The organism is Okeania sp. SIO2B3, assembly GCF_010672525.1.
In the GTDB taxonomy this organism is placed as follows: Bacteria; Cyanobacteriota; Cyanobacteriia; order Cyanobacteriales; family Microcoleaceae; genus Okeania.
The window spans coordinates 1-25,540 of record NZ_JAAHGH010000105.1 but is presented as its reverse complement, the minus strand read 5'-3'; the positions used below and the strand labels follow the sequence as shown (position 1 = coordinate 25,540).

The 25,540-nt window shown below is 35.8% G+C and carries 14 protein-coding genes; 8 read left to right on the top strand and 6 right to left on the bottom strand.

Going from position 1 to position 25,540, the window contains the following annotated elements; translation table 11 throughout:
- Positions 1-836 precede the first annotated feature (836 nt).
- Together F6K15_RS32110 and F6K15_RS32105 are read right to left on the bottom strand one after the other, a co-directional pair.
- Entirely contained in the window at positions 837-2,123 is a 1,287-nt protein-coding gene (locus tag F6K15_RS32110; protein ID WP_293069332.1) for a Glu/Leu/Phe/Val dehydrogenase, read from the bottom strand.
- Between the two features lie 401 nt (positions 2,124-2,524).
- Positions 2,525-3,637, bottom strand: coding sequence for a TauD/TfdA family dioxygenase (locus F6K15_RS32105; protein ID WP_293069330.1), 1,113 nt, complete (start codon positions 3,635-3,637; stop codon positions 2,525-2,527).
- A 525-nt stretch (positions 3,638-4,162) separates the two neighbouring features.
- On the opposite strand from F6K15_RS32105, the gene F6K15_RS32100 reads away from it, so the two are divergent.
- Complete coding sequence (locus F6K15_RS32100; protein WP_293069328.1) at positions 4,163-4,705, top strand: DUF4126 domain-containing protein; 543 nt, start codon at positions 4,163-4,165, stop codon at positions 4,703-4,705.
- 108 nt (positions 4,706-4,813) lie between these two features.
- On the opposite strand, the gene hemH is transcribed toward F6K15_RS32100, so the two are convergent.
- Positions 4,814-5,977, bottom strand: coding sequence for a ferrochelatase (hemH, locus tag F6K15_RS32095; protein WP_293069326.1), 1,164 nt, complete (start codon positions 5,975-5,977; stop codon positions 4,814-4,816).
- Positions 5,978-6,193: 216 nt separating this feature from the next.
- On the opposite strand from hemH, the gene F6K15_RS32090 reads away from it, so the two are divergent.
- Entirely contained in the window at positions 6,194-6,832 is a 639-nt protein-coding gene (locus tag F6K15_RS32090) for a class I SAM-dependent methyltransferase (RefSeq protein ID WP_293069325.1), read from the top strand.
- A gap of 374 nt (positions 6,833-7,206) precedes the next feature.
- Here F6K15_RS32090 and F6K15_RS32085 read toward each other — a convergent pair whose 3' ends face one another.
- Positions 7,207-7,458, bottom strand: a complete 252-nt coding sequence (locus F6K15_RS32085; protein WP_293069323.1) for a hypothetical protein — start codon at positions 7,456-7,458, stop codon at positions 7,207-7,209.
- Positions 7,459-8,071: 613 nt separating this feature from the next.
- On the opposite strand from F6K15_RS32085, the gene F6K15_RS32080 reads away from it, so the two are divergent.
- The 3 genes from F6K15_RS32080 to F6K15_RS32070 all read left to right on the top strand — a co-directional run bounded on the left by F6K15_RS32080 (position 8,072) and on the right by F6K15_RS32070 (position 16,636).
- A complete protein-coding gene (locus F6K15_RS32080; RefSeq protein WP_293069321.1) occupies positions 8,072-10,849 on the top strand; it encodes a helicase-related protein in 2,778 nt (925 codons plus the stop codon).
- A gap of 326 nt (positions 10,850-11,175) precedes the next feature.
- Entirely contained in the window at positions 11,176-12,312 is a 1,137-nt protein-coding gene (locus F6K15_RS32075; RefSeq protein WP_293069319.1) for a saccharopine dehydrogenase family protein, read from the top strand.
- A 124-nt stretch (positions 12,313-12,436) separates the two neighbouring features.
- Complete coding sequence (locus F6K15_RS32070; RefSeq protein WP_293069317.1) at positions 12,437-16,636, top strand: AAA domain-containing protein; 4,200 nt, start codon at positions 12,437-12,439, stop codon at positions 16,634-16,636.
- Positions 16,637-17,100: 464 nt separating this feature from the next.
- Here F6K15_RS32070 and F6K15_RS32065 read toward each other — a convergent pair whose 3' ends face one another.
- The gene (locus F6K15_RS32065) at positions 17,101-17,259 is read right to left on the bottom strand and encodes a hypothetical protein (protein WP_293069315.1); all 159 of its coding nucleotides are present in this window, start codon (positions 17,257-17,259) and stop codon (positions 17,101-17,103) included.
- Between the two features lie 115 nt (positions 17,260-17,374).
- Between F6K15_RS32065 and F6K15_RS32060 the strand changes: the two genes are divergently transcribed.
- The 3 genes from F6K15_RS32060 (at position 17,375) to F6K15_RS32050 (ending at position 23,730) form a co-directional block, all read left to right on the top strand.
- A complete protein-coding gene (locus F6K15_RS32060) occupies positions 17,375-17,992 on the top strand; it encodes a TetR/AcrR family transcriptional regulator (RefSeq protein ID WP_293069314.1) in 618 nt (205 codons plus the stop codon).
- 1,256 nt (positions 17,993-19,248) lie between these two features.
- Positions 19,249-20,589: a glucose-6-phosphate dehydrogenase assembly protein OpcA gene (opcA, locus tag F6K15_RS32055; protein WP_293069312.1), complete on the top strand. Its 1,341-nt coding sequence runs from the start codon at positions 19,249-19,251 to the stop codon at positions 20,587-20,589.
- Between the two features lie 882 nt (positions 20,590-21,471).
- Complete coding sequence (locus tag F6K15_RS32050; protein WP_293069310.1) at positions 21,472-23,730, top strand: hypothetical protein; 2,259 nt, start codon at positions 21,472-21,474, stop codon at positions 23,728-23,730.
- Positions 23,731-23,975: 245 nt separating this feature from the next.
- On the opposite strand, the gene F6K15_RS32045 is transcribed toward F6K15_RS32050, so the two are convergent.
- Positions 23,976-25,540, bottom strand: a 1,565-nt coding sequence (locus tag F6K15_RS32045; RefSeq protein ID WP_293069308.1) for a pentapeptide repeat-containing protein, incomplete at its 5' end; no start/stop codon positions are given.

Genomic DNA, 25,540 nt, shown 5'->3' with positions numbered 1-25,540 from the left:
TGGCGTCAGTGTTTCAGTGCTAAAGAAGTATATAGAAAATCAGGACGAACCACACACATAACGCCCGGCTTTCCCATACGACGCTCCCCTACGGGAGAGCGCGGGACTTCCCGCCGGGGGAGTTAAAATTAGAGTAAAAAAGTTAAATTGTTGATGAGTTGGCGCTGTCTGGCGTAGTTATACCAAGGAGTCCTCAGGAGTCAACCCACCCCCAACCCCGACCGTGGAGGGAATGACTGAGTCAGGAGGGAAGAAAGAAGAAAGAAGGAAGAGGAAGAACAGGAGAAGAAGGAGAAAGTTTTTTGATCACCAGGACTTACCCACGCATACGAAATAATACACCATGTGTAGGAGTTAACAGCCGTTAACCTCTACTATAGGTAGGGCTTACTGATTAAACATCAAAGCATTGACTGATATCGGTTTTAGGCTTTTTCTGTCTTGAAAAAGTATGAGCTTTTCGGTTGCTGTAGTTAAAAAAGTGAGGATTTTCACCGAAGCAAAAGCCGAAAAATCACGATCGACAAAACGCCCGCTCCTACCTCCTCGCTCATTCCCCGTTCTTCCTGTATCCTGTCTTCCCCTCCTGGGAGGGGGAGGGGCGAGGGGTGGGTTGGTCGAAGCCCGCGGGTGGGTTGTCTCCTACAAAGAGCAAAAAGACTTTATGAGCGCAAACCCTAGGTAGTCCTGCATGGTAATGGTGAGAATATATATTTTTTAATTTCTCCCACACTCCCCATCCCCCCATCTCCCCAAATTCCCCTCCTGGGAGGGGCGGGGGTGGGTTGGGGAGGGGCAGGGGTGGGTCTCCATCTCCTCACACTCCCCCTATATTTTTAATCCTTCATATAATACGACCTAGTTCCTTTAGCATTAATTGCCTCCCCTAATCTGTTTAACCCATGCACATAAGCAGCAGTTCGCATCGAAATAGAAAACTTTTGAGATATTTGCCAAATTTGCTCTGTTTCTGCTAGCATTTTTTCTTTTAAGCGTTGATGAATCTCATCCAAAGTCCAATACAAACCACTCCGATTTTGTACCCACTCAAAATAACTTACAGTCACACCACCAGCATTAACTAAAATATCAGGAAATACATAAATTCCACGGTCTTCTAAAATTATATCTGCAGCAGAAGTAGTCGGACCATTTGCAGCTTCAAAGATAAATTTTGCTTTAATATCTTTGACACTTTCCTCAGTAATTTGATTCTCCAAAGCAGCAGGAATTAATATATCAACGTCTAAAGCTAAAAGTTCTTTATTAGTCAAAATTTGATGCTCAACAATATTACAAACACTGCCTTGACAATAAACAGCTTGAATACCCTTATTAGACTCCTTATATTTTCGAATACTAGGAATATCTAAACCCTTTGAAGAATAAATACCACCCTGAGAATCACTAACCGCAACTACTTTATAACCAGCTTGACAAAGTAACTCTGCCAAAAATGCTCCTACATTACCAAAACCTTGTACTGCAACTGTAGTTTTTTCCGGAATATATCCAAACTTTGGCATGATAGTTTCAATAGTAAAAAAAGCACCCATTGATGTTGCCGTATTTCTGCCTAAACTACCACCAATAGTAACAGGTTTACCTGTAATAACTGCCGGAATTAATTGTCTACGAATAATACTATACTCATCCATCATCCAACCCATAATCATCGGGTTAGTGTACATATCAGGTGCGGGAATATCCACATCAGGACCGATAAAATCAGCGATCGCGTCAATATATCCCCGACTCAAACGTTCTAATTCCATCCGAGATAACTCTTTCGGGTTAACAGTAATTCCACCCTTCGCTCCACCAAAAGGTAAATTCACCACTGCACATTTAAAAGTCATCCAAAATGCTAAAGATATTACCTCATCAATAGAAACATTTGGATGATAACGAATACCACCTTTTGTCGGTCCTCTTGTATCATCATAACGAACTCGATAACCTTGAAAAACTCGTAACGAACCATCATCCATTCGGACTGGAATTGATACTATTAAACTAGCTTTAGGGTATTTGAGCCGCTCTTTTGTATCTTCAGAAAGAGAGACATATTTTAATGCTTTTTCTAACCTGAGACTAGCATCAGCAAATAAAGAATCTGACATAAATACCTATTTTGATTGATAAAATTGTATTGGTATTTAGATCATAAATCTGCTTCATAAAACCCATATAAAACGTCACAATAAGTAACATTTTAATGTTTACTTCCTGCTTCCACCGGAACTGTCAGCAGCACTCCGTCCACAGGCATCAACGGTCAAGCCGACCGCATCTTAAGATAGACATCTTAGATTGTATCGTTATTCTCTGATTAAGTCAATGCTCTTGATTCACTGTAATGATTAAGAAAAATAAAGAATAACAGCGTTGCTGAAGAACGTGTATGATATTAATCGCGCATTACTTAGGAGTCAGGAGTCAGGAGTCAACCCACCCCTCGCCCCTCCCAGGAGGGGAAGAAAGAAGAAGTAAAAAAGACGGCAAAGAAAGTCTATATGATCGCCTATTCACTTAAGTACAAATGCTTGCTTTGATAGAAGTTACGCCGCGCTATAAAATAGTCCCAATCTACAAATCCTGCTTTAAGATGTCTAATTCCCGGTCTAGGATTGAATGCTGTCCGTCCATGCATTACCCTCACATTATGTATTAGCAAACAGTCTCCATCATTGAGACGGAAGCGGTACTGATATGCTGGATTTTTCATATAGTTATAGAAGATTGAGTAAGCTTGATAAAAACTTTCTGTCTTCTCAAATGGGATAGTTCGTTCACAGTTTTTTTGGTTAAAGCAGATGCGATATATATTACCTTGTGTATCTAATTGAATAATCGGAGCACTGTCAGAAAAGTAATAATTATTCTGGGGGTCAAATTTATGAAAAACAATCGGAGTTTCGCTCAAAATTTTGAAGTATTCAGGATACTTTTGACGAAAATCTTCACAAACCCGAAAACTATCAACCAATATTGATTCGCCACCTTTAGCGTTATGTTCAACGCAATAGAAAAACAGCATCAAGAACTTGCTCAATTTATAGTTATGAGCATTGTGAGGTAATACCTCTGGACCTGTCATTAAATCGCCCAAATCTTTAGTATCTGGAGTAGGTTTAACATCACTCACTATCTCAAATGTAGCATTGATTGGTCCAATAGATTTTGTGAGAAAAGACTCCATTTCCTCAATACTCATATTACTTAGCAATGTAAATCCCAAGGCACAAAGTTCGTCCATCCACACTAATTGTGGACATGAATGAATGTCGTGTCTCTCTATAGGATGCTTATCGAACCAAAATCGATCCCATAATACAAGTTTTGGTTTGTTGCAGATTTGCTTTGGATCTGGGTCATAAGCATATTTCATCAGCCAGGAAATAGGATATATACTGCGATGAGAAGGCTTTTCATCCCAATCAATAATCAATTCTTCTTCATTTAATTCCACATATAATGGCTTTGGTTGTGGATTCTCAGTATAATCATAAATTCTCTGAAAAGTATCTGGATTACGAGATTTAGGATTCAAGCAATTGTCACGCAACCAGAGATAGTGGAAACGTTTGCCTCTGACTTTAATAAAACTTTGATTTAAAATTGTTGTACTGTTCATTCAAAACTCCTACTTTTTGGTAGCTCAAAACTAAAAAATACAAATTAAATTTGATTTGATTTTATTAAGTTTTCGACATTCTTAGACGAAAATTTATATTAATTTTGGCTACATAGGCTGATAGAATCAATCTAACTAATTGCTGGTATTCAGTAACAGAAAAAAAAGCATTTCCCGCCTGGAATACAAGACCATAATTGCTTAAAAGTTTTTCCTAAACGGTCTCACCACCACCCATCCTATAATTCCTAGTTAAAAATGGTTGACCACTGTCGATCGCCACTTTTTATTTTTTTTCCCACATAAGTCATCAGTTCATCAATTCATCAATTTCTGTTACTTCAGTTTTTTTTCACAAATCCTGCACAGATGTCTATAAAATTATCAGTCAAAAATATCAGAAAAATTATCGTCAAACATTACTTTACAGAGATTCAAATACCTGAGTCTAGATATTCCTCCCGGACATCAGCAACTAAACCCTAAAATAGATAATAATAGTAGTAATGCCCTGTTTTGTCGTTTATGGTAGAAGTCCTAGCAGCTTTGTCTGCATCAGCAGCAGCAGGTATCAGAATAGCCTTACCGTTACTATTAATCGGTTTATGGCAAAATGATTTATGGTCGAAAGTACCTCTGCTGTCCAATATTTCCCCGCAAATAGTAGTAGGAGTTTTAGTTAGTTGGTCTTTATTTGAAATATTTGCCTCAAAACGGCTTTTAGGCCAACGTATTCTGAATTTAATTCAACTTTTATTCAGTCCAATAGTAGGAGCAATTATGAGTATGGCGATCGCTAAAGCTACTCATTTAGAAGACTGGATAACGATCGTAATGGGAGTAGTTGGTAGTTTACTTGCCTTAGTGCTGCAACTTGTTCAGGTAGGATGGTTTTATCGATGGCGTGGTTTGCCAGTCTGGATGCTGTTAGTCCAAGATGTTCTGTGTATTTGTCTGGTAATTTTTGCCTTTGACGCACCGCAACAAGGAGGATTAATTGCCTTACTATTATTGTGGCTAGCAATTCGTAGCTATCAAGATTGGTATCGGTGGTATAAAGGACTTTAAAAATAAAGGAATGGTGTTCTTCTGTAAAGGTATATTTTAAAGCTATATTAAGTAATCCCGATTTATTAATTTTAGAAAGGGCATCGCTAGATGCCAAATGTCCCTATTCTAAAGTAAGCCAGCCAAGTGTAAGGGGCCATGACCAGTAATTAATTCCAACAACAAAGCCATAAACCCAAGCATTGCTAACCGTCCATTCCATACTTCTGCGGTGGTAGTCAAACCCCACTGCCATTTTTCTTGGGGATACATTTTGATAATTTTTTTCATCTGGATAGCATCAGAAAAATGACGAGTCGGAGCATCCAGAGCTTCAACAACTAAATCTGCTAAATCATTGATAAATACTGGATGGGTATTTAGAGCAGGCACTCGGTAAAAATTACTAATTCCAGCTTCTTCTGCCACCTCACGATATTCCATATCAATTTCTTGCAGAGTCTCAATATGTTCGGAAACAAAGCTAATGGGAACTACTAATAAATCTTTAACCCCTCCAGTCGCCAATTGTTGAATAGCTTCTTCGGTGTAAGGTTTCAACCATTCCACCGGGCCCACCCGACTCTGATAAGCTAAGGTATGAGAGTTAGAACGATTCAAAGCTTTCATAATCTTATCTACACAGTCTTCAATTTCTGCCTGATAAGGGTCTCCTGCTTCTTCAACGTAGCTAACTGGTACACCATGGGCACTGAAAAAGATATGTACTTGTTCTGAGTTTGGACAGTTATCTAATTCTTGAGCAATTAATTCTGCCATGGCCTGAATATATCCTGGTCGTTGATACCAAGAGGGAATAACGGTATATTCAGTTTTTTGTAATTCTGGGTCTTTTTGCCAGAGTTGATCGAGTAGCCGAAAACTAGAACCGCTAGTGCTGATAGAATATTGAGGGTAAAGTGGCAGAATTACTAACTTTTCTATTTGGTCGCGCTTAATTCTAGCCAGAGCTTCTTCTGTAAAAGGATGCCAGTAACGCATTCCTATATAAGTTTGCGCTGCTAGTCCTTTTTCTTCTAACTGTTTTTCGATCGCCAGAGCTTGCTGTTCAGTAATCGATCTTAATGGAGAACCACCGCCAATTTCTTTATAATTGTCCTGAGACTTTTGAAAACGCATAGTGGAAATGAACCATGCCAAAGGTTTCTGTAACCAAGGAAAGGGCAAACGAATAATTTCTGGGTCAGAAAATAAATTAAAGAGAAAGGGACGGACATCTTCTAGTTGTTCTGGCCCGCCTAAATTAAGTAATAAAACTCCAACACGACTCATAGTATTAATCAGGCTCCAATTTTAATATTTGTTACTAAATTTAACATATTAATATTTTCTTAAGTATATTTTCCAAGGAATAAAGAGTCAACTACTAGCCCGAATTTATTCTACTTGAGCGATCGACTATAAATAAAATTTATACACTTTTGACTTTTAACTTTTGACTTTTGACTTGTTAACTTTTGACTTGTTAACTTTTGACTTATTAATCTCATGGCAACAATTTTAAGAGACTGGAGCTACAAATATCAATGGTTATATGACGGTATTTCCCGTTTAGCAGCTGTTAGTGTTGGGGGAGAAAATAACTTTCGTCAGCTAGCTTTACAAGGTTTAACTATTGAGCAAAATACTCAAATACTTGACCTTTGTTGTGGTAGTGGTCAAGCAACTAATTTTCTAGTTCAACACTCCCAAAATGTTACAGGATTAGATGCTTCTCCACTGTCAATAAATAGAGCTAAAAAAAATGTACCATTGGCTAAATATGTAGAGGCATTTGCTGAGGATATGCCATTCTCAAGTAATCAATTTGATTTAGTACATACGAGCGCTGCTTTACATGAGATGAATTCTGAACAATTACGGCAAATTATCCAAGAAGTTTACCGTATTCTTAGACCAGGTGGAATTTTTACTTTTGTTGATTTTCATCGTCCGGCAAATATTCTTTTTTGGCCGGGGTTTGCCATATTTTTATGGTTATTTGAAACTGAAACTTCTTGGAATTTTATTAATACAGATATATTGGGATTATTGAAAGAAGTAGGGTTTAATTTAGTTGAGACTGATTCACCATTACCTGTTTTATATGCTGGTGGTAGTCTTCAGGTAATTCAGGTAAAAAAATAAAGTTGCTCTAAGCATTTCCTACGGACTGCTGCGCAAACAGCGGTTAGCTATCAGCGCTCAAGTTTGCTTTTTCTCAGATTGATTCAATCAAGGACAATTGCTACTTTTAAATTTACCGAATAATTAAGCTTTAAAGCCTTTCCTTTAAAGGGGATAAAAAGAAAAAATTTCCTTTGAGTCAATCCTCTTCATTTTAAAGGAGAGTTAATTAATTGATAATTGATAATGGATAATTGATAATTACCTCGGGTTTTAACCGTTACTGAATTGAATATAAGGAGATATTATTTCTTTTTTTTCCCTTAACTTAAAAGGAGAGGCTTCAAGGCGCGAATTATTTAATTATTAATAATTCTAAATTATAAATTCTTGAATTATCTTGGATTTTGATTACTCAGCAAAATAATTCCTATCCCCATCAATATCCAAGTCCCTTCAAAACCAACATTAATCCGGTGAGTTTTTTCTCTACTTAATAAATACTGAAATTCTCTATCTGATAATTCAAAAGCATATTGTGCAAGTTGTTGATTAGTTTTAGTTAACTGCATAAAATCTAATGCTCCCCAATATGCAGAGATACCAACAACAAAAATACCAATTCCTGTACCAAATAGGCGAAACATAATTAGGGTTTGCTGAAAAAGTATTATGGGTGAGGGTAGGAGTCAGTCCTCAGGAGTCAGTCCTCAGGAGAAATGGGAATTATAGAGGAGGTAAGAGGAAGAATAGTCCCTTGATTTTTCTGCGCAACTATGCGCCTAAAATACTAATTTTTTGAACCATTACGACCTAAAAGGCTAGACTTTTTTCAACTAAAAAATGCTAAAACCAATATCAGTCAATACTTTGAGAATTAATCAGCAAGCCCTAATTAACTGTCAAAATTATATTGATTAAATTTAAGTCAATTTTGATTATATTCAAAATTACCAAAATCTTACAACATTTGTTTTTGATAATTAGAATGGATTTGTGTAGGGTGTGTTATACCAATTTGATAAATGTTTGCTACAAATCTCTATGGTATTTATTAGGATTCAGGAGTCAGAATGAATGGTTTTAATACCATTTTTGATCACGTAAGTTATCTTTATACTTTGTTTAAGAATCTGACTGTTAAAAATTATCATAATATTGTAGTTTGTAGGGTGAGTAAAAAAAACAATATTTATTGTTATCAGCCAAAAACTTACTACTATAAAAAAATATGAAAATGCCAAAACCAAAGGTTTAAAAATGAGCAGAAAACGTTTAAGTTGGTTTGCATCTGGTCAATCATTTCAAAACATTAGTGAATGGCTAGAAAAAGCTAAAAATAAAATTCGGATTGCTACAGGTTTTTTTACTATCAAAGGATGGAATTTAATCCGTCGTTTTACTAAAGGTAAACAAACCTATCTTTTAGTTGGTTTAGACGATCCAGGAGAACAAAGAGCAAGAATGGCTTTAGTTCAGGAAATTATGCGAGATTTACGGACAGGATTAGATAAAGATAGAAGACAAGCAGTTATTGACCTTGTAGAAAAAATACAATCCAACCAATTTGAAATAGTTGACGCTAGAGCAGCAGACCATCACAACAAACTTTATATTTCCGATGGAGAAGCAGCAATTCAAACTTCTTCAAATCTAACAGGAAAAGGTCTTTTGGAACAGGTTGAAGGTGGGAATATTATTAAGAATAAAATTGAAGTTGCTGCTTTAGTTAAAGAATTTGACAATTACTTTATTAATGCTCAAGATTTAACTCAAGAACTTCTAGATATTTTATTGAAATGGTTAGAATTTGATACACCTTGGGATATTTATCTCAAAACTATGTTGGCTTTTGAAAATATACAACCTCCTAAAACTCGTTACACAAAAAAACCAGTTTCTTATCAAATTGGTATGATTGACCAAACATTACGGCAAATGCGAGACTTTAATGGTTCAATGATAGTTGCATCAACTGGATTAGGAAAAACTGTTGTTGCTGTTCATGTAGCTATACATTTAAAAGAAGAAGATTTGATTGATAATGTAATGATTATAGGACCGAAGGCAGTTTCTAGTAGTTGGCAAAAAGAAATGCGAGAAGCAGGAATTTATTGTGAATTTTTTGTGCAAAAAATATTTGATAAGAAAAGTTCTGACGATGCTCATAGACTAGGGGTATTTGAAGAAATTTTAGAAGAAGTTGAACAGCAACGTTGGTTACTAATTATTGATGAGAGTCACGAATTTAGAAACCGTCATAAACAAAACTTGTTTAATATGATCAAAAATCCTCCAGAACGAAAGGCTTTTACTAGACTTAGAAAGTTAGTAGAAAAAGATAATGTTAAAGTTTTACTTCTGACAGGTTCTCCTTATGCTAAAGATATTAACAATATTAATAACCAACTCTATCTTCTACCTCAGACAGCTAATAATCCCCATGAATTTGACTATTTTTTGAATGTTTTACCAAATCAGAGAGATTTGTTTTCTGAAGAAACTAAAAGAGTAAAAGTTTGGTCTGTTGAACACACAGATGAATTTATAGAACTTTCAGTAGTAAGTCAATTAACAACTCCTCACGTTGCTAAATATTATGGTCAAAAGGATGAACAAGGAACTTATATAAACTTCGGCGATGAAAAACGTTATATTCCTCATGTAGTTCTTCACACTATCAATTTTCCACTAATTTTTGAAGCAGAATTAACTGAAGCGATAACCCAAGGATATTTCAAAGTTAATTCTAGAAATCCTATGTTTAAAGATGTATTTAACAAATTAGTAAAAGTTTCTTGGGCAAGTTCTCCTTTAGCACTTCAAGGAACCCTAGAAAGTATTGCTGATACTCCAGGAGGGGACAATAGTTATAAACTTGGCAAGCTAAAATTTAGTTTTTCTCGTGAAGATAGAGAAGAAATTTTAAGACCAATCATTACTAAGCTTAAAAATTTTAATTACAGTAATGATATAAAAATCATGGCTTTGTCAAATATTCTTGAAAAGGCTTTAGAAAATCAGCAAAAAGTAATTATTTTTTCGGAAAGAAGAGCAACTGTTATTTATCTATGTCAGAAGCTGAAATTAATACTTCCTTCTTTAAAGATTGCAGCTACTATTGAAGAAAGTGAAAGCGAAGAAAAATTCAAGATGAAGGATAGTCGAGAAATTGAAAAAATGATTAAACAATTTGCTCCTCGTGCTAATAAAAAAGATGATAAATCTTCAGAAAATTATGACGTTTTTATTTCTACTGATGCTCATGGTGTGGGTGTAAATATGCAAGATGCCTCAGTTGTAATTAATTATGATATTGATTGGACTCCCATTGGACCAGTACAAAGAGCAGGGAGAATTTTACGTTTCTGGCACTTACCTCGTACTGTCGAAATTTACACTTTTGTACCAACGCTTACCAATCAAAATAAACCAACAACAATTAATTATGATTTAGTACAAATTCAAAAGCGATGGGAAAATTTAATGTCTCGCCATTACGAATCAAAAAAAGTAATTGATTTGCCTGTTTTAACCACAGAGCAAATCGAAAAAATAAACGCTTCAGAAATGGCATCTCAAGTCACAATTCAATCTGGAGAAATGGATTTGAATGCTCTGGCAAATTTAGAAATTTCTCCTTATTATGAACATACTGCTAAACTGCAACTTAATCGAGATTATACTGAGACTTTGGCAGATGATTTAATTAGTAGTAAATTATCTTCAGATAAAGTTCCTTTACTTTATATGCTACTGTTTCATCAAAACAAATATCATGGTATTTTTTACAACCCTAATACTAATAATTTGACTGAGCCTGAAATTGTCACAGTATTAAATAAAATTGCTTGTGAGGAAAATACCCCAACAGCTAATGTTAATTATGATGAAATAGAAACTCTAAGTAATATTTGTCTTGAGCTTTGGTGTGAGAATAATCAAGTTTCTCCAGAGGATGTCGAGCGAATTTGCACGTTGTATCTTCAACCAGAAAATGAAGGAGGTAATTTCACAGAGTTACTATTGAAAAATTAATCCAGTTAATCAGCTATTTCAACAATTAATTATTAATAATTAATTATTACCTCTTCTTTTCAAGGAGAGGATTGACTCAAAGGAAAATTTTTTTCTTGTTTCTTCTTTAAAGGAGAGGTTTTAAACCTTAATTATTTGGCAATGTCCGGTTGAATCGTTATAAATAATCAGGGAGGAGTCATAAGTCTGAATTTAGGAGGGAAGAAGAGGGAGTTTTAAGATATAAAGAGGAGAAAGTTTTTTTGTCACGCTCTTATCCGGACATGATATGAGATTCCTAAAAAATTTGGATACTTTTGATTAAATTAAACATCAATTAACTAAAGATGACCAACCAAGTTTTAATTATAGGTGGATATGGCAGAATTGGTAGTAGTGTTGCCAGAGACTTAGCAACTTATACTGACTCAGAAATTACTATTACCGGACGTAAACCAGAGGCAAATATTAAAGAAATTCCTATTCCTGGAGTTAAATATTTAACTTTAGATTTAGCAGACAAAGAAAGAGTCAAAAATATTATTCATACTTACAGCAAATATTCTGGGAATTTAGTCATTCATTGTGCAGGTCCATTTCATCATCGCGATACTAATGTTCTGAAAAATTGTATCGAAACGGGTATTAATTATGTTGATATTAGCGACCATAGAGGTTTTACTTCTAAAGCTTTAGAATATTCTGAAGCTGCCAAGCAAGCTGGAGTTACTGCAATGATTAATACAGGTATTTTTCCAGGAATTTCTAATAGTTTAGTCCGTCAATCTGTAGAACAATTTGATGAACCAGAAGAAATTCATTTAAGTTATGTAGTAGGTGGTTCTGGTGGAGCGGGAGTAACAGTTATGCGGACTACTTTTTTAGGTTTACAAAATCATTTTGAGGTGTGGAAAAATAACAAGTGGGAATTTGTTAAACCTTATAGCGATCGCCAAGTTATTGATTTTCCAAAACCCTACGGAAAAATTGGAGTTTACTGGTTTGATATGCCAGAGTCTTTGACTTTAGCTACTTCTTTTCCTGTGAAAACTGTAACTACAAAGTTTGGTTCTTTTCCCGATTTTTATAATCATCTGACTTGGATGACTGCTCATTTATTTCCTGTTAGTTGGTTAAAGAATTCAGGGGTAGTAGAATTTTTATCTCAAGTGAGTTATAAAATGACTCAAGTTACAGATAAATATAGCGGTACTGGTGTGGCAATTCAAGCGAAAGTTATTGGTAAAAAGTCAGGGAAAAAAGCTGATTTTTGCTCGTCAATTATACATAAAGATACTGCAACTGTTACAGGTATTGGTGCTGGTGGTATTGCCGAATTGATTTTGTCTGGAAAACTGAATAAACCGGGTGTTTGGTCTGTGGAAAATAGTTTGTCTACGGAATTATTTGAACAGCTAATACAGAGTCGAGGTTTTGTGAAAATATGTAGTGAAAAGTCTGTGGTTTATCAGGTAGGAAATTAAATATAGGTTGATAGTTATATAACTATGATAACGAATTAGTATGAATTGAGTTATAATTTATTATCATAGCCGTATTGCATTAGGCTGAAAATTAAAATACTTGATTAACGAATAAATGATTATTATGTCAACAACAAAACTATCAGTTCGAGCTACCGATATTGCTGAATATATTCGTTATCAATCATGCGATCGCCGATTTAAGTTAAAATATAACGACTATGAACTTGCTAAAAAAGATATTCCTTTTTCTAACTTAATTTTTGCTACTTCTTTAGACCCAGTTTTGGAAGAGGAAGGTCGAAGAAGAGAAAATGAATGGGAAATTTCGCTGGAAAAAGATGGCTTTCTTGACTTAACTAAAATGAGTCAGAATTCCGATCAAGAAAATCAACCAACTGAATGGAATGACTTTGTTGAAAAGCTGAAAAATTTCCCAGAAAAACAAAAAGCTTATGGACGAGAAATTTCTATAGAAGGAACTCTGGGAGAGTTTAATATTTATGGACAAATTGACTTTGTAGTTTTGCTCTGGGAAAATGATGAACCAAAATTACGATTAGTTGAAGGTAAAGCATCTCGAAAAGACCGGACTTATCATCAAGTACAGGTTGGTTTATATCAGATATTAGTACATCAGTTAATAGAAGAAAATTCAATCAATATCTGTGGAATAAAACTCAAACCAGAAAATATAGAATGTGTTGTAGTTCGGATTGATGAAAATACTAATAAAAGTCAGGACATTATAAAATCTCCGGCTTTAAATCTAGATACGATAGAAACTGATATTAATCGTCTTTTAGCATCTGATGGCGTGTTAAAGCGGATAGTTGAAATGGACTTATCTGATTTAGATTATCAGCTAGACCAAAAATGTAGTGATTGTACATTAAGCGTTCATTGTTTAGCTGAAAGTGCTAGAGAAAAACGTTTAGAATTATTAGGAATAGATTCATCAATTGTCAGGATATTACATAAGGTAGGTGTCAAAAATCTTGATGATTTATCTGAACTTGATTTAGAAGGAACTCAAGCGGTTGAAATTCAAAAAGATACAAGTTTTACAGAGAATTTAGAGTTACTTAAATTAAAAGCAAAAACTCGTAAACGGACTCTTCCTAATGGAAATTCTAATCCAGATACTTATGAAGTAGAAGCACTGCCAAAATATTCAGGTGAAAGTCAACTTCCCGAACATATTATTAATGGAGAACATCTGATTCGGGTATATCTTACCGTTGAATATGATTATGTCGAAAATAGAATAGGTGCTCTGGCAGCTCATGTGACTAAAAGTCAGGGAAAATTAGACCCAAAATTTGAGAAAAATGAAAATGGTAAATGGCAACCCGACCCGAAAATTAAGGAGTATATAGAAACAGGAAAAGATGACAACAATAAAACTGTTTACTCATCAAAAGAACTTGAAGGGAAAGATGTAATTAAGTTCAAAACATCGGCATGGATGGGAGAATATAAAGAAGACAATGGTTCCGAAAAAGAGCTAATACAAGGATTTTTATTAGAATTAGTTGATACTATTGCCGAAGTTGCAGAAACAGAAGAAGCTCCCATTCATTTTTATGTTTGGTCACGTCAAGAAATGACCCAATTAGTTGAAGGTTGTTCTCGCGTTAGTTCTCAACTTCTGAGTCATCTACGGGAGTTACTTGGTTGCCGAGAAAGTTTAGAACAACTAATTTATTCTTGTCTTTATGATGAAGTAGATCGTCGTTATGCTTTGGGATGGACTGGTAGAGATTTAACAGTTGTAACTTCTCTTAAATGGTTTGGCAGACGTTATCATTGGCAACGAAAGATTAACGGGAAAAATGTTAATTTAGATAGAGTTTTTTCTCAAGATATATTTGACTTTAAAACTAATTTAGAGATAGAGAGTAATAATCAATGGGCTACTTCAAAATCAAATACTGACAATATTCGTAAACATCAGTTTGAAGTGAGACTAAGATATTTTAATTCTTTTAGTGCAGCATATTGGCGTGCCTATTGGAGAAAACTTCCTAACCCTAATGACTCAAACCTTCAAGGCAAATTAAAAAAATCTATTAAAAATTATAATCAAGCACAAATACCAAATTATTTAAAAGAATATTTTCGCGCTCGTACTCATGCTATTAGGTGGGTTGAAGAAGGAATTATATTTAAAAATTCCGAGATAATAAAAGAATCTTTGACTATTGCTAATTTACCAGATTTTAATTTAGGTGTAGATAATGCTGCTCAAGCAGGAATAGATTTTCTCCGTTTAGACCAGCACGTTAAATTAACAGATTGGATTGCAAATAATTTAGTTCCACCTATCTATCGTATTTCTTTAGGACGAACAATACCTGTTAAAAATATAGAGTTATATAATAACAAGTTAACAGCAGAAATTAATCTTGATGGATATAGTATTACTCCCGAACTTTTACAAGCTAATTGTACAATTGATGAAAGTTCTTTTGTTAGGCTTAGTCCTTGTGCTGAAAATCCATATAAAGGTCAGACAATTAATCAACTTTTGCGTGGTGGAAGTACCTGTATAGTAAATGAAATAAATTGGGATACTAAACAGATAGAACTATCTCCTATTTTTAGCAAGTCCGATCGGTATAGGTTATTTAGTAATTCTTATAGTAATAGAAATCAAGAACAAATTTTTCCAAATGCTACTCTTGATGAAAGTCCCTCAGATTTTATAGCTGGAAAAGTCGATGAAAAATTACAGAATACTCAAGGAAATCATGTTTGTCGATGGTTAGCTCCAGAAAATCCTCAAATTCCACCGCAAATTTCTCCTTCAAAAAATGATTTAGAAAAATATCAAAATTTTCTTAATTCATTACCATTACCAAATAATAAAAACCTCGATGATAAGCAAATAGAAGCAATAATAAATGGATTAGAAACTAAGATTCAACTTTTACAAGGCCCACCAGGTACAGGTAAAACAGAAATAACAGCGATCGCTACTTTTTTAAGAATTTTGGCACGAAGTTCTCCAGGAGATATTGTTCTTATTACTGCCCATACTCATAAAGCTGTAGATGAATTACTATTACGTCTAGATCGCCTTTTACCTATTTTGAATCAACACGCTACTAATCTAAACTTAAACTTTTCATCAATTCAACTTAGCAGAGTCGATCCTAAAAACAACGAGGATTTTCAAAATACAAATATTAATTCTTTTTCTTCTAAACCTTGTGTTAGTGATGTTAATCAAATGCGTAAAAAGAAAGTTTTAGTAATTGGAGGAACAACCAATGCAATTTTAAAGATGGTTAATGAATTGAACCAAAGAAAGAATTTTTTAAAAGATTATCCCCAAGGTTTTCAAACAAAAACTCTTATTGTTGATGAAGCAAGTATGATGGTATTTCCTCACTTTCTGGCATTAGCAACATTAGTCAAAAATGATGGTGAAATAATGTTAGCTGGAGACCATCGACAACTTACTCCCATTATTACCCATGATTGGGAAAATGAAGACCGTCCTCCTGTAGTATCTTACCAACCTTACGTTAGTGCATATCAGGCAATTCAAAACTTAAAAGAAAACTCAGATACTCAAATTCCTGAGACAGCAATATTATGTTCAGCTTTAAATTTTACCTTCCGTTTACCGCCAGTTATTCGCGAACTTATTGCACGTCTTTATAGTAAGTTAGATAATATTCAATTACGAGGTAAAGAAAAAGATAAAAATATAGAAGAAAAGGAAATATATGGAACTTGGGAAAAACTTTTGCGAGGAAATAGAGGTCTTTATCTTGTTCTTCATTCTGAGCGTAAGTCAAGACGTAGTAACCAAGTAGAAGTAGAAATAATTAAACAAATTATTGATGCAGGTGGAGAAATTCCTGATGGAAGTATCGGAATTGTTACCCCACATCGTGCCCAAAGAACTCTACTTAAAACAGAGTTAGCAGATTATTATGAAAATGCTATTGATGTGATAGATACTGTAGAAAAATTTCAAGGTGGCGAACGTCCAAATATAATTGTTTCTGCTACAGCAAGCGACCCGTCTGCTATTAGTAAAAATGTCGAATTTATACTGAATCTTAATCGCTCAAATGTAGCCTTTTCCAGAGTTAAAGAAAGATTAATTGTTGTTTGTTCTAAAACTCTTTTAGATTATATTCCGGCAGAATTTGAACATTACGAAGAAACAATGTTATGGAAATCTTTACGTTCCCAATGTTCAGAGCTTATTTTTAATGAAACTATTAATGAACATAAAATAGAGGTTTTTACGCCTCCTTTAGAGCAAATAACTAAAAATTTAAACAACAAGGAAAGTACAGAATAGAGTTGTCAAAATAATTATTAAATGGTGTATTTTTCACAAAAGGCAGGAAATCTGTAGAATTGAATTATCAGGACTTATATCATGTTCGGTTGAATACTTATAAATAAATGTTGTGAGTCCTCAGAAGTCAACCCACCCCTAACCCCTTCCAGGAGGGGAGGGGAAGAAAGGAGAAAAAGAGGAAATATTGGAGAATAGTATTGATAATTTCAGTATTTCTTTGGTACTGTCGATACTGTCAGTCATTAAATTTTATTTATAACTGACCCGTCCGAACATGATATTACGCACCCATACGAGATTATATAGCATTTGTAGGGGTTAACCGCCGTTAACCCCTACTATATTTGGTGGTTATTGGTAAGTCCTTAACTATATAAAAATACTAATGGCTAATTAATCTTCCTTTACTAATATTAGCCATCAGTAGTGAAAATTTTGATACTCAAATACTACTAGCAACATTATTCTGAAATTTCAGAAATATTGCCCTTACTTTGAGAGCGATCGCCAACTTTTTCTATCCAATTGAATAACCGCTTTGAGACTTGTAGTTTACCGTTAATAATTGTGTCAGATAAGACGATTGTGCCTGCCAATACAGAGATACAAATTATACTCATATTACTAATTCTATACTTAGACTAGACCGTATAGTTTGATTATATTTATAATATATAACTACAAGTTTAATAATGTCAACTCAGAAAGAAAAAAATATCAAGGAAAAAAAAGCTAATGACCAAAATTAAGAGGCTGAAAAAACACGGCCAGGGTGCTGTCAACAAAGCAGAACAAATATTAAGAGGAGCAATACCAGAATTTCTGAAGAATGGTTATGCTTGTACCAGTATGGACAAAGTAGCCAAAGCATCAGGGGTATCGAAACAAACCCTATATAGTCATTTCACAGATAAAGAAGGATTATTCAAAGCTTTAGTCAAGCGAGTAGCTACCAAAAAATTTAATTTTGTCTGGTCACAACCACTTGAAGGAGAACCAGAACAAGTATTGCGCAATTTAGCTGATAGATTACTCACAGAAAACATCAACGATACTGAATATTTAGAATTTGTTAGATTAATTATTGCTGAGTCAGGAAAATATCCAGATTTATCCAAGTTATTTTTAACTCAAATAGCAAAACCAGCAGTAGAAATTTTGACAAAATATTTGCAAGAACATCAAGAATTAAACCTTGACGATCCAGAAGCAACTGCTATAGTTTTTGTTGGTTCTTTAGTATACTTTATTCTTAATCAAAAAGTACTCCATGGTATGGAAGTAATGCCAATGGAAGCTAGCCGTTATATTGATAATTTAGTAGGTTTAATTTCTAGGAAAGACAGAAAATAGCGTTATGTACAAGTCAAAAATTAAAAGTAATCTCTGAGAGAATTTTTCCTAAGAAAAGAAGGATTAGGGAGTAGGGAGTAGGGGAAATAATGTAAGTATTTTCTGCGGAATGCTGCGCAAACAGCTCTTAGCAGTCAGCTAGCCTCCTGCGGAGGAACTGCGTTAACAGCAAATAATGAATAATTTCTTATAAGCTTAAAAAAGCATAATTTTACAGTAAGTTTTAATTCTATCCAAATTTCTCAATTGCATTTCTCAATTACTTTTACCGAATAATTAATAATTAATAATTAATAATTAAATAATTCGCGCCTTGAAGCCTCCCTTTTTAAGGGAAAAAAAGCGGTCGTAGCGCAGCTTCCCGTAGGGTGGGATGGCGAGGTCCCCTCGCCATATCCATGAGACCAAGACAGCGGTCGTTTGCTTCGCAACGCTGACGCGAAACGCGACAGCGGAACGGAGTTCTCTCTTCGCAGCTTCCCCGTTGGGTGGGATGGCGTTTGCTATCGCAAAGCTGCGCTAACAGCGGAGCGGCTCTGATAAGAGCGGGTCTCCTCGCTGTCCGACCATCGACCAAGAGAAGAAATAATATTTCCTTATATTCAATTCCGTAGCGGTTAAAACCCGAGGTAATTATCAATTATCCATTATCAATTATCAATTAATGAACTCCTCCGATAGCTAATAGCTTACTGCTGAATGCTTACAAAATAATTGATAGTTTATGTACGATAATTAATTTAATTTTTTATGATTGGAAATGTCTAATTAGCTAACAGGCAACAGGGAGACAAAAGGATTATATAAATCGGCAAAACCGATGTTTATGGCTTTAGTCTTTACAGTAATATAATTGTGCTAGTATAATTTTACTACTATTGTATTGTGTAAATTTAAAATCTGCTTAAACTGAGTAATTATTATATGAAAGCTTATATTAAGTTAGAAGGAAATGCTACTAATGATGATTCTGAAAGTTTGAAGGAACTTGCTAATCTTATTAGGAAAGACTGCAACCTGTCTGTATAAATTGAAGAAACAAAGCCAGAATCTGGAGATAAAGATGGTGGTTTAGCAATAGCGATCGCCTACTATTATAATCACAGAAATTAGGTAAATATTCTATGATTATAGTGTACCACAAAGAATGTATAATTGTGTATAATACTGTCCAATTATTTGACTTCAGTAGTTAGCCCGATTAAATTATTCAATATCTCATAAACAAAAATTAACACTTAAGGACAAACAAAAAAATGACTACACCAATTGTCGCCTTACAACAACCAAAAGATATTTCTCTAGGAGAAATAGAAGAAGAATTAAGTAAAATTTGGCTTAGTCAAAATGGAGGAAAAGCAGCACCCATTGCTACCAGAGCTGCTACTTTTAGCATGGTAATTTACGAACCAGAAGAATTTCAACAATTGCTAGGGGGATTAGGATTCTACGAAGGCCCTATTGATGGTATTCATGGGCCACAAACTAGGGATGGAATTAGAAATGCACAAAAGACATATCAACTGCCAATCACGGGTAGAGTAGACCCCAAAACCCTAGCTAAATTGCGCGAGGAATTTGCCAAACAACCAGGAGACCGACAACAAGTCACAAACATTAATGTCAGAGGATTTAGTTTAGCAGACGCGATCGCAACTCAAAACCCCTGTCGTATCGTTACTCTGTGCCCAAATATTGGAGAAGAAGATACAGGGGTAACAGCTCAAGTATCTGCCTACTGTCCAATTCAGAAACAAAGTACCTCAAACCTAGTTTGTAGTGAATATGTCACCCTACGGGGAACAAAATCAGCAATGGAAAGGGTAGGTGAAACGGTAACATCATTAATGATTCCCGATCTACCTAAATTTGTATGGTGGAAAGCAACTCCCAACACAGAGCAGGAATTATTTCGGAGTTTGTGTGAGACCAGTAATTGTATAATTATGGACTCCTGCTACTTTTCCGATCCAGAATCAGAATTTTTAAAGATGCAGGAATTGATTGATAACGAAACCTATATTGCCGACCTCAACTGGCATCGTCTTTCAGCTTGGCAAGAATTAACTGCTGCGACTTTTGACGCTCCCCAACGAAGGGCAGCTTTATGGGAAGTTGATACTATTACACTTGACTATGAAAAAGGAAATGCTGCTCAAGCACTAATGTTTTTAGGTTGGTTTGCTAGTCGTCTTGATTGGAAACCAGTTTCTTATGCAGAAGTGGGTGGTGACTATGATCTTACTCATATAAAATTTCATGGGCAAAATAATCAAGAAATTGTTGCCGAATTAGCAGCTATTCCTACTGCTGATTTTGGTGAAATTCCTGGAGACTTAGTCGGTGTGCGTTTGGGTTCGACTAATTCTGATGCTGATATTAATTGTTGTACAATATTGTGTTCTGAAACTACTGGTTGTATGCGTTTAGAATCTGGCGGTAAGGCGCAGTCTTGTCTGACGGAACAGGTAACAGCATTAACCGATCAGAAGGCGGAAGCGTTGATGGCGCAACAGTTACAACGTTGGGGAAGGGATGTTTTATATGAGGAAAGTTTAGAAATGACAGCACAGATACTGAAGTTAAACGGAAAATAGGAGTCAGGAGTCAACCCACCCCTCGCCCCTCCCCCGACCAACCCACCCCTAACCCCTCCCAGGAGGGGAGGGGAAGTTAGGAGTCAGGAGTAAATTTTTAGCAGGAGATTTAAACTTCTCCGCTCACCTTCCGGTTGATAGAAAGCATTTGGGATCTATTTAAAAACAGAGGGAGAGTGTGGGAAGGGTGGGGAGGTATGGAAACCCACCCCTCGCCCCTCCCCCTCCCAGGAGGGGAATGTGGGGAGATGGAAGCAAATTTAAACCTACTTGGTGCGCGTTCCCTTTCTTGGTCAGCATTTTTGTTCAAAAGGAAGGAACGAACTAATCTGTACGGACGTTGCATACAACCCACATTCCGCACTTCAAGAGCGTATCATTAAAAGTAGTATATGAATCTGTAGCTTGGTAGGTATTTATACTATGCAAATCATCTCAATACTTTTTTCGTTCATCAAATTCCTAGTAAAAAATTTACGCATAAATACTTGCTATACATGATGACTCAATCACGGCAGCTATAATTTTCTTCTAAAATTCTGTCTCCTGAGTTCCCCTCCTGGGAGGGGCGGGGGTGGGTTGTCTCCTGACTCCTTCTTCGGTTGCTACATTTTGTGGTGCGGAATGTGGGATACAACGTCCCTACCTATTCCCTACCCCCTAAGCACGAAAATCATAGCTAAATTCACCAACGCCTGATTTTTTAATTTTGACTGATAACTGATACAGCAGTTTCCGAAGTTATGAGGTACAGTTGTTTTTATTCTTTTCTGTTCCCTGTTCCCAGTTAAGTGTTCCCTCAAACCTAAAATTTTGTACCTCATAACAACGGGAAACGCTGTAACTGATAACTGAAATGACCGATCTAGAGGAGTGTAATAAATGAGTGAAGTCCGTAACTGGTTGAAAAGTATTCCTGCCCAAAATAAAAAAACTGCTGTTCAAATGAAAGTTGGGGAGTTATTAGAAGCTGGAAATTTCCAACAGTTATATCAATATTTAATAGATTTTGATTTTATTAAGGCTAAAATTGCTGTGGATGACCTCCAGGTATTAATAGAGGATTATAACTCAATATTACACCCGGCAAAACCATCAGATATAACTGCTCAACAAATAGAGGCTTTGAGATTAATTCAAGGAGTATTTCGTCTATCGGAAGATATTATCAAACAAGATAAAAAACAACTAATAGAACAACTTTGGAGTCGTTTAGTTGGTATTGAAAATCCAGATATTAAAAACTTATTAGAACGGGCAAAAAAAAGTAGAAGAACTGCTTGGTTGCGTCCTTTAGTTCCTACTTTCGCACCCCCCGACACAGAATTAATTCGTACTATCAAAGGTCATACAGCAGTTATCAATGCTGTAGTAGTTACAACGGATAATCAATACATAATTTCTGGTGCTAGAGATAATCAAATTAAAGTGTGGAATCTGGAAACAGGAAAAGAAGAATTTACTCTCACTGGTCATAAAAAAGAAGTCACATCATTAGCAGTAACATCTGATGGAAAACTACTTATTTCAGCCTCAGCAGATGAAACAATAAAAGTTTGGGATTTAATCGAAAAAAAAGCAATAATTACCAGAGATAAACATTCTGAACCAGTAACTTCAGTAGTTATTACACCAGACGAAAAAGAATTTATTTCTAGTTCTGATGATGGAACTATTAAAATCTGGGATTTAAAAACAGGGGAACTTCTTCACTCTATTAAAGCTCATAAAGCAGAAGTAAAATCTGTCACAATTACACAGGATGGAGAAAAAATAATTTCAGCTTCCTTTGACAAAACTATCAAAGTTTGGAATAGAAAAACAAGGAAATTAATTAAGACACTTAAAGGTCATACTGCAGAAGTTGAAGGAGCCGCAGTTACACCAGATGGAAAGCGAGTTATTGGGTACGACCTTGATGGAGAATGGGAGTTCTTGTTCGGTTGGATTTATGTTTGGGATATAAAAACAGGAGAACAAATATTTCAATTATCTGGTCATGATAGTGTAGTTGAATCTGTAGCAGTAACTCCTGATGGTAAACACTTAGTTTCTGCATCTGGTGATTCAACAATTAAAGTTTGGGATTTAGAAACAGGAAAAGAAATTGCTACTTTTAGAGACCATTGTCGTTATGTAAATGATATTGTCATTACAAAGGATGGTAAACTGGCAATTTCTTGTGGTTCTGAGGCTAGTATAAAAGTTTGGGATTTAACAAAAGTTTGGGAAAAAAATCGGGTAAATTATACTCCTATTGGTCATCCAGAAGAGGTCGATGCTGTTGCTATTGCTCCTAATGGTAAATGGGCAATTTCTGCTGGTTGTGACTTTAGATTAAAAGTCTGGGATTTAACAAATTTTTATGAAGTTTGTACTATAGAAATAGAAGGCTTTAAAGTAGTACGTTGTTTTGCAATTACTCCAGATAGTAAACAAATATTTCTTGGTTTTAGCAGTTTAGAACCTAGTACTGAAATCAGAAAAATGAAATGTCGTAATCCCAGAACTCAACAAGAAACATTTGCTTTTTTATCCCCTTTAGATTTAGGAAATTTTATGGTATTAACCCCAGAAGGTGAAGCTCTTATTTCTGGATATTGGGGAAACCGTGGAATGAAGATTTGGGATTTAGAATTAAAGCAAGAAGTTGGCTATTTAGGAGGTCATGAAGAGGAGGTATCTTGTATAGCAATAAGCCCTGATGGTAAGTATGTAATTTCAGGTGCTCACGATACAAATGTTATGGTTTGGGATTTAGAAACAGAAGAAAGAGTTTTGGTTTTGACTGGTCATGTTGGCTTCGTTAATTCTGTGGCAGTGACTCCTGATAATAAGTATGTTATTTCAAGTTCTTATGATTATGATGTGAGAGTTTGGGAGTTGGAAACAGGGGATAAAGTTGGTGTGTTAAGAGGTCATGAAGGAACTGTATTAGATGTTGTAGGATTAGCAAATAGTCGAGCTATCTCTGCTTCGGAAGATAATACTTTGAAATTGTGGGATTTAAAAACTAAGAAGGCGATCGCTACTTTTATCGGAAGTAGTGGATTCAAACGTTGCGCAGTTGGACCGGATGGGAGAACTATTGTTGCTGGTGATTATTTTGGGAGATTACATTTTTTGTATTTAGAGGGTTAGTGAAGGAAGAAGGTATCCCCCCCTACCCCCCTTTGAAAGGGGGGAGTTAGAAGGAAAAATATTGCTTTGTCTGAGTTTTACAGCGCTTTTCATAATGGATAATTAGAATAGTCCAGTAAGGTGTGTTAGCGGAGCGTAACGCACCGCAAAGTAGTAGACCGACACAACTAAAATGGTGCGTTACGACGGATTGTTGAATTCCTTTCATCCTCTGAATTTAAGCCGTCTAACGCACCCTACAAAATTTACTGTTGTTGTTGAATTGCTGCTTCCGACTGAGCAACTGCTGCGGCAAATTCTGGGTTTTGTTGTAGGTCTTCTGGAACTTCTCTTGCTTCATGTAGACCTGTAGCATTTGACCAGTTGGTTTGATTATCCCATGTGATATTACTGAGATCAACACCATTGAGGTTGGCATTAAACAGGTTTACCCAACTAAGGTTGGCACTACTGAGGTCAGCATCATTGAGTTTGGAATAACTGAGGTCGGCACTAAAGAGGTCAGTACCTCTAAGGTTAGCATTACTAAGGTTAGCACCACGGAGGTCAACACCACTGAGGTTAGCACGAATGAGGTCGGCACCTCTAAGGTTGACACAAATGAGGTTAGCACCATTGAGATCGGCATTATAGAGATAAGCACAACTGAGGTCGGCATCTTTGAGAAACTTACCTATTTTTTCCACAAAAGTACCATTCCCAAGACATTGACTATAACCAATGATTTGCAGTAGTCTTGTTCTATCAAAATCTTCACCACCAGGTTTACCACAAGGATAAAAATGCAACTGCTCCTGCAACTCCTCGTGAGACCTCCCATAACGATGCAACTCAAACAACAAAATCATCACATTCAACCCCGTATAAATATCCACCCGACGTTGCCCAGACTCAATACCCCACTGCCACAACTGCCTCGTCTTTTTCTGAGGTAAAACTTCCTCCCTTTCCTCAATAAACTTCCCATCAGACCAGTCTACATAAAACCCATGTAACCGCTCAAATAACACCACCAACTCCACCTGACTTTTTACCAACAACGCCATCAAATATTCCACAACTTCCGCCGTCAAATTGCGATAACCAAACAGATCGTAAACCTGCCATTCCAGCTCTTCATCAGACACCACATAAGTCTTACGTCGCTTCCCAGTTTTCTCCGTCAAATCTTCCAGACCTTCCACCATCCGTTTTGCACAGAGAAACTCACCAAAACTCTTGTGGAAAAACTCCACCGAATTTTCCGCCTTTGCTGCTGACTTCAAATAAAACGCAGCTAAAGCATTTTTCAACCCATCCTCTCGTTCATCTTGCCTAGCTTTTTCAATTAACGCCTGCAACTCCTTATATCCCTGTTTCAGCAGTCGGTCTTCAATCATTTTTATTGCCGCATATTCCCCACCAGACTGCACCACACACAACCCTGCTTCTGCCAACAAAATTTCTAAATCTTCTGGCTCCAACTTCGTAATTTCAGGATTAAGATTTTTACCTTCTTCTACTCGCTGCTTCTCCAGCACCCATTCCAACGCTTGCTCATAAACCGAGACTTTCGCCCCACCAACATCAGCATTAGCAAACATCTCTACTTTTAACTGCTTATCCCGGTGCATTGCAGCGAGCAAATACAACAAAAGTGGTTCCCGTGCCAACTCCTGAACCTGCTCCGGACATTGTTCACTATGCAAAAATTCCCGGAACTTTTCTGTTTCCTCTTCCGCAACAATAGTCTGCCACTTGTCAAACCACCGTTGCTGAATTTCGTCACCCATCGGCAAAATACTCACTCGCTCTAAATTAGGAGGCATCA